This is a genomic window from Chryseobacterium gregarium DSM 19109 (assembly GCF_000430845.1).
Classification (GTDB): Bacteria; Bacteroidota; Bacteroidia; order Flavobacteriales; family Weeksellaceae; genus Chryseobacterium; species Chryseobacterium gregarium.
In genome coordinates, this window is record NZ_AUMU01000002.1 from 339,479 (window position 1) to 355,463 (window position 15,985).

General features: G+C 39.8%; 12 protein-coding genes. 7 read left to right on the forward strand and 5 right to left on the reverse strand.

Annotated features, from left to right (window positions below):
• Positions 1 to 7: 7 nt before the first annotated feature.
• Positions 8 to 3,910 carry a type IX secretion system sortase PorU gene (gene porU, locus H561_RS0104400; RefSeq protein WP_034761316.1) on the reverse strand — a complete coding sequence of 1,301 codons (3,903 nt, stop codon included), beginning with the start codon at positions 3,908 to 3,910 and terminating at the stop codon, positions 8 to 10.
• Positions 3,911 to 4,073: 163 nt separating this feature from the next.
• On the opposite strand from porU, the gene gldJ reads away from it, so the two are divergent.
• On the forward strand, positions 4,074 to 5,669 hold the full coding sequence (gldJ, locus tag H561_RS0104405; RefSeq protein ID WP_027385918.1) for a gliding motility lipoprotein GldJ: 1,596 nt from the start codon (positions 4,074 to 4,076) through the stop codon (positions 5,667 to 5,669).
• A gap of 68 nt (positions 5,670 to 5,737) precedes the next feature.
• Positions 5,738 to 7,009: a UDP-N-acetylmuramoyl-tripeptide--D-alanyl-D-alanine ligase gene (locus H561_RS0104410; protein ID WP_027385919.1), complete on the forward strand. Its 1,272-nt coding sequence runs from the start codon at positions 5,738 to 5,740 to the stop codon at positions 7,007 to 7,009.
• Here the strand turns inward: H561_RS0104410 and H561_RS0104415 are convergent.
• Positions 7,002 to 7,613 (reverse strand): NUDIX hydrolase, encoded by a 612-nt coding sequence (locus H561_RS0104415; protein ID WP_027385920.1) that lies wholly within the window; start codon positions 7,611 to 7,613, stop codon positions 7,002 to 7,004. The genes H561_RS0104410 and H561_RS0104415 overlap by 8 nt on opposite strands.
• Before the next feature lie 36 nt (positions 7,614 to 7,649).
• On the opposite strand from H561_RS0104415, the gene H561_RS0104420 reads away from it, so the two are divergent.
• Positions 7,650 to 8,039, forward strand: coding sequence for a hypothetical protein (locus H561_RS0104420; RefSeq protein WP_027385921.1), 390 nt, complete (start codon positions 7,650 to 7,652; stop codon positions 8,037 to 8,039).
• Positions 8,040 to 8,067: 28 nt separating this feature from the next.
• On the opposite strand, the gene H561_RS0104425 is transcribed toward H561_RS0104420, so the two are convergent.
• From H561_RS0104425 to H561_RS0104435, 3 genes are read right to left on the reverse strand one after another with little or no spacing between them, the layout of a single operon-like run.
• The gene (locus H561_RS0104425) at positions 8,068 to 9,114 is read right to left on the reverse strand and encodes an anhydro-N-acetylmuramic acid kinase (protein ID WP_027385922.1); all 1,047 of its coding nucleotides are present in this window, start codon (positions 9,112 to 9,114) and stop codon (positions 8,068 to 8,070) included.
• Positions 9,115 to 9,122: 8 nt separating this feature from the next.
• Positions 9,123 to 9,722, reverse strand: coding sequence for an LPS export ABC transporter periplasmic protein LptC (gene lptC / locus H561_RS0104430; RefSeq protein ID WP_027385923.1), 600 nt, complete (start codon positions 9,720 to 9,722; stop codon positions 9,123 to 9,125).
• A 1-nt stretch (position 9,723) separates the two neighbouring features.
• Positions 9,724 to 11,019: a membrane protein gene (locus H561_RS0104435; protein ID WP_027385924.1), complete on the reverse strand. Its 1,296-nt coding sequence runs from the start codon at positions 11,017 to 11,019 to the stop codon at positions 9,724 to 9,726.
• Between the two features lie 271 nt (positions 11,020 to 11,290).
• Here H561_RS0104435 and H561_RS0104445 point away from each other — a divergent pair, with 271 nt between their 5' ends.
• The 4 genes from H561_RS0104445 (at position 11,291) to H561_RS0104460 (ending at position 15,922) form a co-directional block, all read left to right on the forward strand.
• Positions 11,291 to 12,409 carry a DNA polymerase III subunit gene (locus tag H561_RS0104445; protein WP_027385925.1) on the forward strand — a complete coding sequence of 373 codons (1,119 nt, stop codon included), beginning with the start codon at positions 11,291 to 11,293 and terminating at the stop codon, positions 12,407 to 12,409.
• A 461-nt stretch (positions 12,410 to 12,870) separates the two neighbouring features.
• Complete coding sequence (locus H561_RS0104450; RefSeq protein WP_027385926.1) at positions 12,871 to 13,497, forward strand: TetR/AcrR family transcriptional regulator; 627 nt, start codon at positions 12,871 to 12,873, stop codon at positions 13,495 to 13,497.
• Complete coding sequence (locus tag H561_RS0104455; RefSeq protein ID WP_027385927.1) at positions 13,481 to 14,794, forward strand: TolC family protein; 1,314 nt, start codon at positions 13,481 to 13,483, stop codon at positions 14,792 to 14,794. The genes H561_RS0104450 and H561_RS0104455 overlap by 17 nt, the downstream gene beginning before the upstream one ends.
• Before the next feature lie 24 nt (positions 14,795 to 14,818).
• A complete protein-coding gene (locus H561_RS0104460) occupies positions 14,819 to 15,922 on the forward strand; it encodes an HlyD family secretion protein (protein WP_027385928.1) in 1,104 nt (367 codons plus the stop codon).
• Positions 15,923 to 15,985 lie beyond the last annotated feature (63 nt).

The following is a 15,985-nucleotide window of genomic DNA, read 5'->3' on the forward strand; positions in this document are numbered from 1 at the left end:
TCTTAAATTATTTCAAAAGTACCATTTTTTCTACAGCTGTAGCACTTCCTTTGCATTTTTCTTGATTCTGACTTTTTGCAAATATCTTAAAAATATACGTACCTTTTGCAACAGTAGACCCAAAATCGTCTCTTCCGTCCCATTCTATTGCCTGGCGCGGCGTTCTGAAGCCCTGCAGGAACGGTTCTGCAACTACAGGCTGCGATAAAGTTCTTACCAGTTTTCCTGTTATTGTATATATCTGAACGTTCACATCAAGAATATCATCACAGTTATGTTCAAAATGAATATACGTTTTGTTGGTAAAAGGATTCGGCCAGTTCAGCGGTCTGTTAATAACCAGGTGCTGATCAGCTTCGTTCTTAACTTCAAAGTTTAACGTTGCAGTTGTAGAATTATTGTTTATATCCCAAACTTTAAATGTTAACTGGTGCTGGCCCACTGCCAGGTTCCTGAAAGGGTAGGTAACATTCCCCTTTTGGTAGTCTGCCAGGCTTGGGCTCAGGCATCCGTTTCCTTCGCCTGAAGCATAAAAATCATTCAGTACAACGGTATTGATAATTTGCCCGTCCAAATATACTGTAATATCATGACCGATACCAGACCCGGTGGAATTAATTCCCGTATCATCGGTAACGCATGCCAGCAGCATCGGATTCTGGTCTGTAATCCCTCCTTCTGCAAAGTTGGTGTTGTTCATATATAACTTTACTTTTGGCGGCTCGTTGTCATTGATGCCGTTCGGATTGATATCGCCTACCTGTACCGGCTGGTTATTGAAAACATCAGTGGCTTTATTATCTGCATACCCTAAAATTCTTCCTTCTCCGATAGCATAATTGATGTCTTTAGGAACATAGAATTCTACAGTGAAAACCCCGTTTACGGCGGTTCCCGATGCCTTTACAATTGCACTCCCTTCTTCGGTATACTGAAGAACCGGTGTAAGGTCTCCATCATTATTTAAAGTTTGCTTGTTTAATCTTTTATCAAAGATGTTGATAACAACCCTTCCGTTAAAAGTAGTATTAATTGTACCGTTCGGATTATTGATATGGCCTTTAACCTTCACGAAATCCAGTCCTCTGATCAGTCCCGGAACCGGAGTCTCAATGTTATCGATTACCAGTAATCTTTTAGGCCTGCTCAGTTTCATCGCAGGATCTCCCAGAAAATTTACTTTTAAATGTTCAGATGAAGCCCCTTTCTCTTTTTTAGCATTTAAATGTGCATATCCAAGACTTTCAAAATCATCACTGGTCAACTTAAAAATATTCCGGGTATACGTATTTGTAAAATCTACTCCGTAACCTACATCGATAGCACGGCTGGAAGTAATCATTGTTGAAGGACCTCCCTGTTTCAGCTTGATAAACTGCTCACCTGCGGAAGAAGTATCAGGCTCGTCCCAAAGGGTAAATTCACAGGTAATGGTTGAAACAAACGGAAATCTGCTGTATACATTGGAGAAATTATTGGCATTCTGAACTTCAGATAGTGTTAAAACCCTTTCCTGTGCCCATCCGTTGATGCCTCCATGTCCGAAATAGAATAAATACAAGCTGTTCCCGATATCATTGGAGATAGCCTGATTGACCTGCGGATATCTCTGTCCACCTGCAGTGCTTTGTGCCGGAAAAGCATCCAGATACAGTTTCCTTACATTATATTCTTTAAGATTCTGATTATTCTGTTCAAAAACACTTATCAAAGAATTGTTCATTACGGTGTGGAAAGGCACATCGCCCGGACCGTCATTATCATCGTCTACTACAAAATCCAGCTTCATCTTCCATTCTCCAAACGGTGTCGACTGACCGGAAAGGCTGTTGTAATAAGCCAGCGTTTTATCAATCATATTGGTGGCTTCCGTTACATTGGCCGCGGGAAGTCTTCCTACAGGAACATCGGGCAAATTAAATTCTATATACTGATTGGTCTGCGGTTTTGTCATCACAATGTAGTCATCCGTAACAAAAGACCTCACGACATCCATGGAGTTTTCACTCTGGTAGCTTGTCACTATATTTGAATTGTTAGCTACTCTGTTTTTAAAATCATAAGAAGTATCTCCTAAAATAAATACATATTTTAAAGTTCCGAGTGGCGTGTTCAGTTTTGTGATAAAATCTCTTATGGCCGTAAGATCCTTACTTCCGCTTCCGAATTCATTATAGATCTTATCAGTATCTACAATCTGTACATTATAATTGTTTTTCGTCTGGTGATAACTAGCTAGCCTTTGTGCCTGTCCCATCATTTCAGGAGTTGTAATAATCAGGTAATCTACATTCTGCAATGCTGAAAGATTCTGGTTATTAATCCTTCCTAAAAATTGAGGGCTAAAAGCTGCATCGGCTCTGAAAGCTACAAATTCATTATTGAAGCTTGGATTGGAAGCTGTATAGGCAAAGTTAAACGTGGTATTGCCTGCTGCTTTATTTACCCGTCTGTTGGCATTGGTGATGTCTGTAACATCCCATACCTGCTCTGCAGAAGACGCATTGGATACGCTGAAACCGTAAGTGGTATTGCTTCCGCTTGCCAATGAAAAATCCCTGAAGCTCATCTGTGTTCCGTTGAAAGACAGGTTGTCTTTGTACTGTACTTCAAAATAATCCGGATAGAAAGTGCCGTTAGGATTTACGGTAATATCAGGCTTTAGATTAAAGGTAAGCTGGTTTCCGCTTATTCCCGTAACGGTACCGTAATAGTTTACTGGGACAAACTCATAGGACGAACCCTGATCAGGCTGGGGAATAAGCTGTGGATAAGGATTCTGGTTATTGATGTTAAAAGTAATGGTATTTTTCTGGGATTTATAGGCTACCACCTGTCCTCTGTACCGGATCACGTCGCCGCTCTGTATGGGTGTTGCCGTAGTAAAAGTAACTGCTTTATCGGTAATGAAAGGAGTATCTTCAACCCATGTCCGGCCCAATTTCATCAGGTTTTTCTGGTCATTGTTAATCACCTGATAATTATCATACCTTGTGATCAGCGGAGTAGAGGGCAGATTTACATCGGCAGCCTGAACTCTTTTTCCTGGGCCTTTGTCAAAATTAATATAATAATAAGAATAGTCTTCATAGATGTTTTTTACGTTTTCGCTATCTTCATTTCTTGTTTCAGTTCTTTTAAAACCGTTTCCGTTAGAAGTGTTATAAAGGTTATAACCATTCGGACCCTGCGCATAGAACAGGGCATAGTCATTATCATTCCATACGCCGTCATCTTCTCCCACCACCTGAATGGCGTTTTCCTGAAGGGCACTGTATTTAGTATCCTGGTTGTGTTCCGGAAGCATTATGCCTCCGTTTCCATAAATTCTGAAATTTTTGGGATTCACAGAAGATGGGTTAATGCCGTTATCCTGCAGAAACTGTCGGGTAATCTTAAAGATCCCGGATTTATCCACTCTTATTTTATAGAAATTTCCGGTTGAAAGCGGATTATTAACTGTTCCGACCTTTAAAGTGCTGCCGGTATCATTAGACAGATTGGTCTCCACAATTTCAAATGAAGACAATCTCTGAACCTGCCCCTTGACTTTTTTGAACAAGGATACATTGATGCTTGCATATTTTTGCCCTTCAAGATAATAATATACTGCATCTTTAATCTCACGCTCCGGAAGAAGGTCTTTGCTCATTTCGAATAAATCTCTTGCCGAAACATTTTCCCAAACAGGATTAGAAACTTTCACCTGCTTTTCCCCGATCTGTTGTTTGGTTGTTATAAATATGTTATTTTGGCTGAACGAAAATCCTTCATTTTTGAAATTCGGAAGGTTCAATTTTGTGTCGCCGTAGTCTCGGATTTTGGAGCCATCCCAGTCAATGGTGATTCTTTGAGCCCAGAGTGTTGATACAAAGCTTATTAGGAATAAAAGCGAGATTTTTTGTTTCATACTGATGATTGAAATTTCTGAATTACAAAATAAATGAAAATTTATAATTAAATAGTGATACAATAAAATTAATTTGTTAACGTTTTTCAAAAAAATCAAATGTTTACTTGATTTATTGAATAATTTATTTTTTCTTTGTACTTTGAAAATATTTATATCGACTATGAAAAAACTAAAGTTGTTTTCATTAATAGCATTAAGTTCTACACTTGCATTAACCAGTTGCGGAGGCTCTAACAATGGTGGCGGAACTAAAAAGTTTGTCAGCAAAACAGGTTGGAAACCAAACGAAAAACAAGGTTGGTTTTTTGCAGGAAAGCAACAAAAGCAGAAAGGGTGGCCGGGAATGGTATATGTAGAAGGTGGAACTTTTACAATGGGATTAGTGAAAGATGATGTTATGCACGATTGGAATAACTCACCCCGCAGGATGCAGGTAAGTTCTTTCTTTATCGGGGAAACTGAAATTACTAACTACGAATACCGCGAATACCTGACATGGTTGAAGTATGTATTCCCTCCAAGCGATCCGAGCTTTAAGGAAATCTACAACGGTGCACTGCCGGATACCTTATTGTGGGACAACAAACTATCTAGAAATGATTATAACGAGACGTATTTCCGTTCTCCTGAGTTTGATTACTATCCTGTAGTAGGGGTATCGTGGACACAGGCTAACAGATACTGCGAATGGTTGTCAGACAGAGCAAATGAGAAAGCTTTAATGCAGGCCGGTATCATTGCCAAGGATTTATATATCAACGAGTCCAATAACCAGGGCGGAACGGCATTCAACATGGATAAATTCAAGTCGAATGATCCTGAAATGCAGGGATATATCAATGAGAAAAGAATGCAACAGAAATCTGGTATGAAAACAACCAACCAGAGATTATTGTCTGCCAACAGAGCTCCTAATGCGGCAATGGTTCAGAAATTCAGACTTCCTACCGAAGTGGAATGGGAATATGCAGCTTTAGGCCTTGCTAAAAACAGAGAATATAACAGATATTTAGGTAAAGAACCTCAGATTGAGAAATTAAGAGGGTCTAAAGGAAAAAGCAGAGGAATGTTCCTTGAAAACTTCAAAATGGGAGCGGGTGATTATTCAGGAATCGCAGGATGGAAAAATGACGGAGCTGCACAGACTTCAGACGTAAGACAGTTCCCTTCCAATGATTTAGGAATCTACGGAATGTACGGAAACGTTTCAGAATGGACGGCTGATGTTTACAGACCTATCATCGATGAAGATTTCAGTGACTTTAATTATTACAGAGGAAACATGCCTCAGGCTGTTGTAAGAAACGGAGACGGAACTTACAAAATGGTTGACGAAAGCAATATCAAATACGATACTTTAGCAGACGGAAGACTGGTTTATAAAAACCTGCCGGGTCAGTTTGAAAGAGAAACAATTGCGGATTACAGAAATTACAGAGACGGTGACAGAATGTCTTCTCTGGATTACAGAAGTGCATCTGATTCCGCTGCTTCATACGACATGTACAATGCTCCTAAATCAAGATTTATTGTAGATGCAGGCGGAAAAGTAATCTTACAAAAAGACAGAAAAGAAAGAACCTCTGATGTTTCTAACGATATCAGAGTGGTAAAAGGAGGTTCTTGGCAGGATACCGCTTATTGGCTGGATCCGGGACAAAGAAGATATAAGGGTCAGAACAAAGCGTATGCCTGGATCGGATTCCGTGTAGCTCAGGATGCAAGAGCAAACGATAAAAATAGAACAAGAAGATAAATAATATTGTCAAAATAATTTTCAAAAAAACCTTCCGGAATTCTGGAAGGTTTTTTTATTTTTGAACCATGAATACAGAACAGTTTTACCCTTTGTTTTTACAATCTGGAACAGTAACGATTGACAGCCGGAAAATTAAAAAGAATGACATCTTTTTTGCATTTTCGGGGGATAATTTCGACGCTGCTACATTAGCTGATCAGGCTGTAGCCGACGGAGCTTTGGCAGTGATCGTAGAACATCAGGATTTTGAAAATAGGGCCAAAAATATTTTCTATGTCCGTTCTACACTGGAGTTTCTGCAGGAACTTGCCGTTTATCACAGAAAGCAGCTTCAGATTCCTGTTGTCGGGCTGACAGGAAGCAACGGAAAAACAACAACAAAGGAATTGATCCACGCTGTTCTTTCTGAGAAGTTCAATGTTCAGTATACTTCAGGCAATCTTAATAACCATATCGGGGTTCCATTGACTATCCTTTCCATCAGGTCCGGACATGAAATGGCAGTTATTGAAATGGGAGCCAATCATCAGAAGGAAATAGAGCTTCTGTGTTCTATTTCACAGCCGGATTTCGGGTACATTACCAATTTCGGAAAAGCGCATTTAGAAGGTTTTGGCGGATTTGAAGGCGTTATCAAAGGGAAATCTGAGTTGTATGATTACCTCATCAGTCACCAGCGGACTATCATTGTTAATGAAAACGACCCGGTTCAGGCGGAAAAAACAGAAGGCTATTCCCCAACCGTAACCTTCGGGAAAGATACTTCCGATTACCAGTTTGAATTAATTTCAGAAGATCATTTTGTAGGGTTGGCATATCAGGGTACAAAAGCCGTTTCCAAACTTACCGGGGAATACAATTTTACCAATCTTTGCGCGGCGGCAAGTCTTGGGCTTCACTTCAGAATTAATTTTGAAAGCATTAAAAAGGCCATTGAAGATTATACACCGACAAATATGCGCTCCCAGGTGGTAAAAAAAGGAGAGCGGACATTAGTCCTGGATACCTATAATGCCAATCCCAGTTCAATGATCGCTTCACTGGATAATTTTATCACTTTTGAAGGCTCAAAAACCATTATTATCGGTGATATGCTTGAGCTGGGAGAAGAAAGCGAACAAGAGCATGAAAATATTCTTACCTATGCTCAGGGACTTGGTTTTACCCGGATTATTACAGTCGGGAAAAATTTCAGGCAGGTCAATTCATCAGCAACCGCTTTTGAAAACACCGCAGAACTGACAGAATACCTGAAACTGAATCCCATCCGTTCTGAAAATATTTTATTAAAAGGTTCCAGAGGCATTGCCTTGGAAAAATCAATTGATTTTATTTAGTTTTGGTATCCCAGAATTCTTTAATAATCAATATAATATTTTTGAAAGTGCTTGGAAATACTTCATCCTCAATTTGAGCGGTGTTTTTCCATGCCACTTCAGTAATCCCTTCTTCAGTCTGAGGCTTTGAAGTATCTTCACCGTTGAAATTCATTTCGAACCAGTGGGTGCATTTCAGAACTTTGTCACCGTTTCTCTCCACATAAATATGAAAGGTCGTATTGATAAACCGGACGAGCTCCACATCCATAAGGCCTGTTTCTTCCTCAATTTCCCTTACGGCAGACTCTTCACGGGATTCGCCTTTTTCCATTTTGCCTTTCGGAAGGTCCCATTTCCCTAATCTTTTGATGAACAGAATATCACCGTCAGGATTATTGACTACACCGCCGGCAGCTTCAATAATTCTGAAAAGATTCCGGAACTCTGTCCATATTTCGTCAATGTTTTCTCCAAATACGTTTAATTCTTTTACAGATGTATTTTCAAGCAGGTCCAATGCAATCTCTAAGGTCATGGCATTTTCGTATCCAACCGTCTTTTCAAGATTTTCAGAATGCTTAGACAGTAATAATTTTTTTTCGTTCACAAAAACTTTATACATTTGTAATAATTAAGAATTTAAATACAAAAATAAAAAATGAATTTAGAAGGACGAAAGATTATTGTCAATAAATCATCTAAAGAATTGGTAGAACTCCTTAAATCTCCGGAAAACTATAAAAATTTTATGCCGGACGGTCTTCAGAAGTTTGAAACAAGGGAAGACGGATTTAAATTCGGGTTACAGGGAATGCCGGAAATTGCTTTGAAAATAGATGAAGTGACTGACGAAAAAGCCGTTTTAAAATCTGCAAGTTCCAGCCTGGACTTTTCATTAACGGCAACGATAAAGCCGGTTAGCGAGAATCAGACAGAAGTACAGATGCTGTTTGAAGGAAAGTTCAATCCATTTATCAAAATGATGGTAGAGAAGCCGCTTCAGAATTTCATCAATACTTTAACGGATAAGATGGAAGCTTATAAATAATAAAAAAACCTTCACAATGAAGGTTTTTTTATGGCATAATGCCCGAGCTGTGGTCATGCAGGCTTCCGGTTGCGGAAGAAAGGACATTGATTTCATTATTCAGCCTTAAAACACCCATCAAAGCAAAGATCAGTGCTTCTTTATACTCAATGATCTGCGTTTCGGGAATAATAATTTCAGTGGCTGTACGGGATTTGATTTTCTCAATTAAATAATGGTTGTAGGTTCCGCCGCCTGTAAACAATACATTTTTTAAACGATGGTTATTGAAAACGTCCGCAATCTGTACCGCAGAGTGCTCTGTAAAAGTAGCCAAGGCGTCACAGGTTTCAATATTTTCAAATAAAGGAAAAACAGATTCGTTGCACCATTCAATACCCAGAGATTTAGGATGAGGCCGGTGATAAAAAGGCAGTGCGTTTAATTGTGCCAATAGTTCTTTATCAATTTTTCCGGATCTGGCCAGGTCACCGTTTTCATCAAAGTTTTTACCCAGAATTTTAGCTAACGGATTCAGTATGATATTTACCGGAGCAATGTCAAAAGCAATCCTTTGATGATCTGCTTTTAAGGAAATATTGGAGAATCCGCCGAGATTAAGACAGGCGCTATGCTGAGAAAACAGCAATTGGTCGCCGATCGGGACTAAAGGGGCGCCGTTTCCGCCCATCATGACATCCTGGCTCCGGAAATCATAAATAACAGGCAAGCCGGTTTCTAACTTAATCGCTCTTCCGTCACCAATCTGTAACGTGAATTTTTTTTTAGGCTGGTGAAAAACCGTATGGCCGTGTGAAGCAATGAGGTCTATCTGCCCAATCTGATATTTTTTAATAAAAGTTTTTACAGACTGTCCCAGATAAAAGCCGTACTCCGAATGAAGTTCCAGAAGTTGTTCTGCCGAAAGATGGATGGAGTGCCTGAGCTTTTCTTCCCAGACAGCAGGATAGGGAAGGGTTTCCGCTTTTATGATTTCAAAATTCCATAAGGAGCCTTCTTTATTAAACCTGGCAAAGCAGATATCCAGACCGTCTAAACTGGTTCCGGACATCAGCCCGATGGAATGGAAAGTCATACGCAGGATTATTTTTTATTTTCAGACAATTTGGTCGTGGTGAAATCTCCGGAATTCTGGTAGAAAACATATTCCGAAAAATCGTCTTTTGCGGTCATTCCGTGAGCTCCGATCAGCGTAGAGCCGTCTTCCATGGTTACATAAACGGTATCCTTGGTGTAGATGCGCTTTTTACGCTGGTCCCAGAAAACGCTCTGCATCGCAAATCTCTGATTTTCATTTGTAGTGATCCGTACATTGCCTCTGGCTTCGTAGAACTGCTTATAGTCGTAAAATTTTGCGTATTTCGCTTTGATGGTTCCTGGGACTTTCGGTTTTTTCTTATCAAAGAACTGAATGTCGATTCCTTTTTTGGCAACGGTATACGGGCTGTCGATCAGCTCGTATTTTTCAATAATCGGTGCCTTGGCCCGCATGGTCACAAAACCGGAATCCCTCTGGATAATATTGGCGTTATTGATGATCTGTGAAGGGAAATTTTTACTCTGCCTGCCTGCGCCTTTGGTAAGGTCCTCTTCACAGGAAGTAGCGATAAAAAATATAGCACAACTAAAAAGGCATGCTATATTTTTTTTATATGATAATGATATGTTTCTGAAAAACGACATCTTAGTTATATAAAGTCTTTCTGAACCATTTATCAGCAAAATTGAAACCGACTTTCAGGTTAACGTAGTTCTGGTTAATCAGATTGTTTTTAAGGGTACCTCTTTTTCCCAGTTCCACTCCAATTTCGAGACCACTCATCCTCGTAATACTGCTGGTTTTGAACGGAAGGAGCACACCTCCGGAAATCCCGAACTTATTGATGCTTTGTCCGGCCAGCTGTAAGCTTCCCTTTTCATAGAAAGCACCGTATCGGTAAACGATTCTGGATAAGTAGTTTCTGAAGTTGTTATAATTCGGCAGATACCATCCCCCGGCAGAAATCCTGTAAGAATCCTGAAGATCCAGAGTGTTGCCGAAGTAAGCAATGCTTTCTCCTTTTTTATAATCACCCTGTACAGATAAGAACCAATTGTTTTCCTCACCGTATCCTACACCGATAGAAGCCTGCAACGGCAAAAGGTTTTTAGAGCTTGAGCTTTTTCGGTCAATGATACTCTCATTACCTTTTGTAGTTTGTGCAGCATCAGTATAAAAATAAGTGCTGTTCACATAATCGGTAGTCATATTACTGGTATTCCCGAAGGTAGTAGTGGCCCCGATGGTGAACTTTCTGTCCGTACTTGTGTTCAGGTTCTGATAACTTGCGCCTAGAGTAAAATTAAAATTCTTGATGCTGTTTTTGGTTTCGTACCCGTTAATCAGTTCAGCATTTGATTGTGCAAGTTCATTAAGGTCATATAGATTCCCGAAATAGTAATTAGCTCTGGCACCTACCGCAAATTTATCATTTACTTTATATCCTAAAGCAATCTGGGCGGTATTTATCGTTCCGCTGCCTTTGAATCTGTTGTATCGATTAGCATATACTACCCCTTCTTTTGTAAGTTCATCTACATGCAAAATATCGTAGCTCTTTGAGCTGTACGGCTGGTAGGAAAGCCCCATTTTCAGCTTCGGAGACAACGGAAATGCCAGTGAAATATTGGATAAATACGTAGAATGTTTGGTAGACTTCGTATTGTTATAATCTGTTTTAAAGTAATTGTTTTCATTCGTGGCTTCCAGTTTGATACTGGTAAGATCGAAATTAGCGTTGTTTGCAGGGTTTGCAAAGTTGAAATTACTTGTAAAATCACTTATAAAAGCAGTTGATATACCTCCCATAGAGGTGGTTTCAATCGTATTATCATACTTTACATCTCCAATTCCATAAGTTGCATAAGGCGAATTGCTTATATTCTGCGCATTCAGGAAATAGCCAACCGATATAAATGATAGTACAAAGATTTTTTTCATTCTTTATTTTTAAAATAATGCGCAAATATCTTAAATATTAATGAATTGTAAAAATTATAAGAGGTTAAAGTTTGTTAAGGGGGAAATATGGCAATGGGTTCATTACGAATCGGCCTTGCTGACAGGCTTTTACAATGATTTTCCTGAAATGAGCGGCCTGTTATCAGCAATTGATTTTTAATTATACGTTGAGGAAATTTCCATTCTTCCGGAGAAACAAAATTCATATTCCTCAAACTTCAGCTTTCGCAAATTTCTTTATCTTTGGACCATGAATTGGGAGAACATTGCCGGACAGGAAAATCTGAAAAGACTTCTGAAAGAGAGTATTGCCGAAAACAGGGTGAGCCATGCCCAGCTTTTTGTAGGAAAAGAAGGCTACGGTACATTACCGATGGTTTTAGCCTATGCAAAAGAAGTGCTGAGTCGCGAAAATGAACATGCTGCTTCAAAAGTGGAGCACCTGAATCACCTGGATTTACATTTCAGCTTTCCGGTTTTTACGGATAACAAGAATTCGTTAAGCAAAAGTAAATTTGAAGATTTCAGGGAGATGATCCTGAATTTCCCCTATGCAAGTTATAATGACTGGACTGCTTTCCTGGAGTCGGAAAATAAGCAGCTTTTTATCTCTGCCGATGAAATTGATGACCAGAACCAGAAGTTTTCTCTGAAAAGCTTTGAAGGCGGAACCAAAATCCTGATTGTCTGGAGAGCTGACAAAATGAACGTTGCCGCCTCCAATAAATTCCTGAAGTTTTTAGAAGAGCCTCCTGCAAAAACGGTCATTCTTTTAACTGCTGAATCTACCAATGATATGCTTCCGACCATTCTTTCCAGAGCCCAGATTGTGGAAGTTCCTAGAATTAATGATGAAGATATAGAAATATACCTCAAAAAGAAATTTAATGTTTCCGATGATGTGCTGGGTGAAATTATCCACCAGGCTCAGGGAAACCTGAATGATGCTGTCCGGTTTTTACAGTCGGGAAGCAAAAGCGACGAATTCGAGAAACTTTTTATCCAGTGGGTACGGGATGCATTTATGGTGAAAAAGAAACCTGAGTTCTTAAAAAATATCATTCTTTGGGCAAGAGAAATTGCCGGCTGGAACCGGGAGAAGCAGAAAACTTTTTTAAACTACTGCTCCGAGATTTTCAGGCTGGCGTTACTGCAGAATTATCAGTCCGAAGGTTTGGTGTATAAAAAAATAGATGCCAACGGCTTCAACTGGACCGGGTTTTCAAAATTCATTAGCGGAGCCAATATTGAAAGCATTCTGGAAGAGATCAGCACGGCTGACCTGCACCTAACGAGAAACGGAAACCCTAAAATTATCTGGACCGACCTGGGAATCAAATTATCAAGGTATATCCACAAAAGTTCGTAATAAATCTTCGGTGATTAACCCGGATCTGGAACAGCTGAAAATTTTTCTGAAGTGAAAATTTATTTATGATATTCGATAATCGCCCGTCTTCCGGTTTTTGTACTTTGAAATAATTCCTGGTATGATAAGATACTCCTTTTCACTCTGGTTGTATTCCTTTGACCTCAATAGCAGCCTTTAGATCAGAATCGGAATATTATCTTTAAAATGTTCCAGTAATGTCACGGTCAAATTTTCCCTATTTCAATCCACATGGTAATTCGCTCATCATTTTAATTGATTTACTTTGTTAATAATATGTAATCTTTTTATTTCCCAAAAAATAAGTTTCGTCAGTCCATCTGCTTAGCTTTAAGTTATAAATATTAAAAAAAAATTAAATTTAAATAAAAATCAATCAATCGTTTGATTTGTGTAAAAATCTGTTGTAAATTTGTACCCGAAAAAATTGAAAAGTATACATGATTTCAAAAGAAGAAAATATATTGTTTGCCGCTGAAAAGCTTTTTGCCGAAAATGGTTTCGAAGGAACCTCGACCCGGGAAATCGCAAGGGCTGCCAATGTGAATATCTCTATGATTTCTTATTATTTCGGTTCCAAGGAAAAACTTTATGAAAAGCTGGTGGAATACAGAATGAGTGAAGGACAGTTTTTTTCAAAAGATACCATAGAAAGGACGGATATTAATGAATGGGAAAAAATAGAAAAGATTGTAGACCAGTTTGCGAGCAGGGTAAGAAACCATAAATGTTTTTACAGGATTATGCAGCGGGAGCAGCTTCATACCCAGAATCCACAGATTGTGGAATTTCTGAAGCAGACCAAAATCGGGTTCATTTCCATGTACTCGAAAATATTTGAAAGCGGTCTGAAGAAAGGCATTTTTAAGAAAAACCCACCGGTCTATCTGCTTCATGCAACCGTAAGCGGAACCCTGTTTTACGCCTCCAATGCCAAGGAGATGTATAAAGAATTCCTGAACAATACGGAGGATGAAAACGTTTTTGACGAAAAATATTACACAGAGCTTAATACACATATAAAATACTTATTAAAAGACCTTTTAGGTTATGAAGAGAATGAATAACTCAGTTATTGCACTGGCCCTCTTTGCGGGTTTTGCAAGCATGCATGCGCAGGAGAAAAAGATGCTTACTCTTGATGAAGCCGTGCAGTTGGGCATCCGGAACAGTAAAAGCCTTAAGATTGATGCTGCAAACATCGAAGAGGCTACGGCAGACTTGTTGGAAGCTAAAAACAGACAGTTGCCGGAACTCACCGTTTCGGGGAGCTACCTGTACCTTCCGCTGAAGCCGAATATTAATCTCAAGCTTCCGGGAGTATCCAGCGAAGGCGGCCCTGAAGTTCATCAGGTAGCCTACGGATCTGCCAACCTCAGTGTTCCGGTATACAGCGGGGGAAGAATAAAATACGGTATCGAATCTGCAAAATATCTGGTGGAAGCCTCTAAGCTGAGCACTGAAAACAACAAAATTTCAATTGCTTATAATGTTGCCCAGGCTTATAACAATCTTTTCAAGGCTAATCAGTCGATTAAAGTACTGGAGGAAAACCTGTCTGCTTCCCAAAAAAGAGATGAGACTTTCCTTAAACTTGAAAATAACGGGGTGATTGCAAGGAATGACCGTTTAAAGGCAAACCTTCAGACCTCGAACATTGAGCTGCAGCTGCTGGAAGCCAGGAACAATTACAATATCGCCAACATCAATATGGACTTATTGCTCGGCCTTCCTGAAGCCACCGAAATTGAAGTGGACCAGAATTATATTGAAGAAGGAGAGGAGGTAAAAGCGGTTGATTTCTATCTGAATACTGCCAGGGAAAACCGTAAAGACCTTCAGGCCCTTGAAAAGCAGAGACAGGCAGCCGCATTAGGGACGAAATCGGCAAAAGCGGAAAACCTTCCTTCCATTGCGCTGACCGGAGGGTATGTAGCAGCAGATATTCCTAAATTCTTAACCATCTACAATGCCGTGAATGTCGGAGTGGGAATTTCATATAACCTGTCCAATCTCTGGAAAGAAAATTCTTCCCTAAAACAGTCTCAGGCAAGGGAAATGCAGCTGGCTGCCAACAATGAACTGTTGAATGACAATATTAAGCTTGATGTGAACAGGGAATATCAGAATACCGATTATTCCAAAAAGAGAATCGCTGTTTTTGAAAAATCTGCAGAGCAGGCCAATGAAAATTACAGGATTACCAAAAATAAATATGACAACGGCCTGGCAACCATGACGGAACTGTTGGATGCAGACGCAGCACAAATCTCGGCTAATGTCGGGGTAATCAACGCAAAGGCGGATGCAGCGCTGGCCTACAGAAAACTATTACAAACAACAGGAACTTTAACTATTAAATAAAAAAACTTAAGAACGATACCCAAAATGGAAAATAATACTACACAAGCGGTTGAGCCAAAGAAGAAAAAAAGTCTGGTTTTTCCTATTATCCTGGCGGTTGTTTTAATTGGAGGAGGAATTTACGGATACAATACCTATACCTACGGTCAGTCTCACGAAGAAACTGATGATGCCCAGATTACTTCCAACATGTCTCCCGTAATTTCTAAAATTTCAGGCTATGTTATCCAGGTAAAAGTAAAGGATAACCAGTTTGTGAAAAAAGGGGATACACTGGTTATTCTGGATAGCAAAGATCAGAAAATGGCCCTTCAGCAGGCTGAAGCTGCTTTGACCACTGCAAAAAGCAACATTTCCAATGCAGAAGCTTCCACTACGGCCACTTCTAAAAATATAGGGTCTTCCCAGGCGGCAGTTACTACGGCCAATGCGCAGATTGAAGCGGCCAAAGTAAACGTATGGAAAACCTCTCAGGACTTAAAAAGATATGCGAATCTGGTAAAGGACCATTCCATTACAGAACAACAGTACGAACAGGCTTTGGCGGCAAAACAGACTGCTGACAGACAACTGCAGGTTTTAGTGGACCAGAGAAACCAGATTGCCCAGCAGACCAATATTGCTTCTTCCCAGACGGCAGCAAGTTCCCAGCAGATCAGCGTTGCCGGATCCGTAGCCAAGCAAAGGGAAGTGGATGTGGAAAATGCGAAATTAAACCTGTCTTATACGGTAATTCTTGCTCCTGAGGACGGATACGTAGGGAAAGTTCCGATCCAGGCCGGGCAATACCTTCAGGCCGGTTCCCAGCTGTTTGCCCTGGTTAAAAACGACCAGAAATGGGTAGTGGCCAACTTTAAAGAAACCCAGGTGGATAAAATGGTGGAAGGCCAGAAAGTGAAAATCGAGATCGATGCTTTTCCTGATCAGGAATTTGAAGGAGTTGTAAGCTCATTTTCCCCTGCAACAGGATCTACATTCTCAATTCTTCCTCCGGATAACGCCAGCGGGAACTTCGTGAAAGTGGTTCAGAGGCTTCCTGTAAAAATAGATTTTGTGAATCTTGATAAGAACATTGCAAAAAGATTGAGAACGGGAATGAACGTAAAAGCAGAGGTTTCTCTTAAATAAAATTAAGTATCCAGGTATCAATGTATGATGTATCCGTAATCCGGTATCTCCGGTTAATTCATT

Excerpts from the sequence above, each read along its gene's own strand:
- porU (WP_034761316.1), bottom strand. The coding sequence starts at position 3,910 with ATGAAACAAAAAATCTCGCTTTTATTCCTAATAAGCTTTGTATCAACA.
- gldJ (WP_027385918.1), top strand. The coding sequence starts at position 4,074 with ATGAAAAAACTAAAGTTGTTTTCATTAATAGCATTAAGTTCTACACTT.
- H561_RS0104410 (WP_027385919.1), top strand. The coding sequence starts at position 5,738 with ATGAATACAGAACAGTTTTACCCTTTGTTTTTACAATCTGGAACAGTA.
- H561_RS0104415 (WP_027385920.1), bottom strand. The coding sequence starts at position 7,613 with ATGTATAAAGTTTTTGTGAACGAAAAAAAATTATTACTGTCTAAGCAT.
- H561_RS0104420 (WP_027385921.1), top strand. The coding sequence starts at position 7,650 with ATGAATTTAGAAGGACGAAAGATTATTGTCAATAAATCATCTAAAGAA.
- H561_RS0104425 (WP_027385922.1), bottom strand. The coding sequence starts at position 9,114 with ATGACTTTCCATTCCATCGGGCTGATGTCCGGAACCAGTTTAGACGGT.
- lptC (WP_027385923.1), bottom strand. The coding sequence starts at position 9,722 with ATGTCGTTTTTCAGAAACATATCATTATCATATAAAAAAAATATAGCA.
- H561_RS0104435 (WP_027385924.1), bottom strand. The coding sequence starts at position 11,019 with ATGAAAAAAATCTTTGTACTATCATTTATATCGGTTGGCTATTTCCTG.
- H561_RS0104445 (WP_027385925.1), top strand. The coding sequence starts at position 11,291 with ATGAATTGGGAGAACATTGCCGGACAGGAAAATCTGAAAAGACTTCTG.
- H561_RS0104450 (WP_027385926.1), top strand. The coding sequence starts at position 12,871 with ATGATTTCAAAAGAAGAAAATATATTGTTTGCCGCTGAAAAGCTTTTT.
- H561_RS0104455 (WP_027385927.1), top strand. The coding sequence starts at position 13,481 with ATGAAGAGAATGAATAACTCAGTTATTGCACTGGCCCTCTTTGCGGGT.
- H561_RS0104460 (WP_027385928.1), top strand. The coding sequence starts at position 14,819 with ATGGAAAATAATACTACACAAGCGGTTGAGCCAAAGAAGAAAAAAAGT.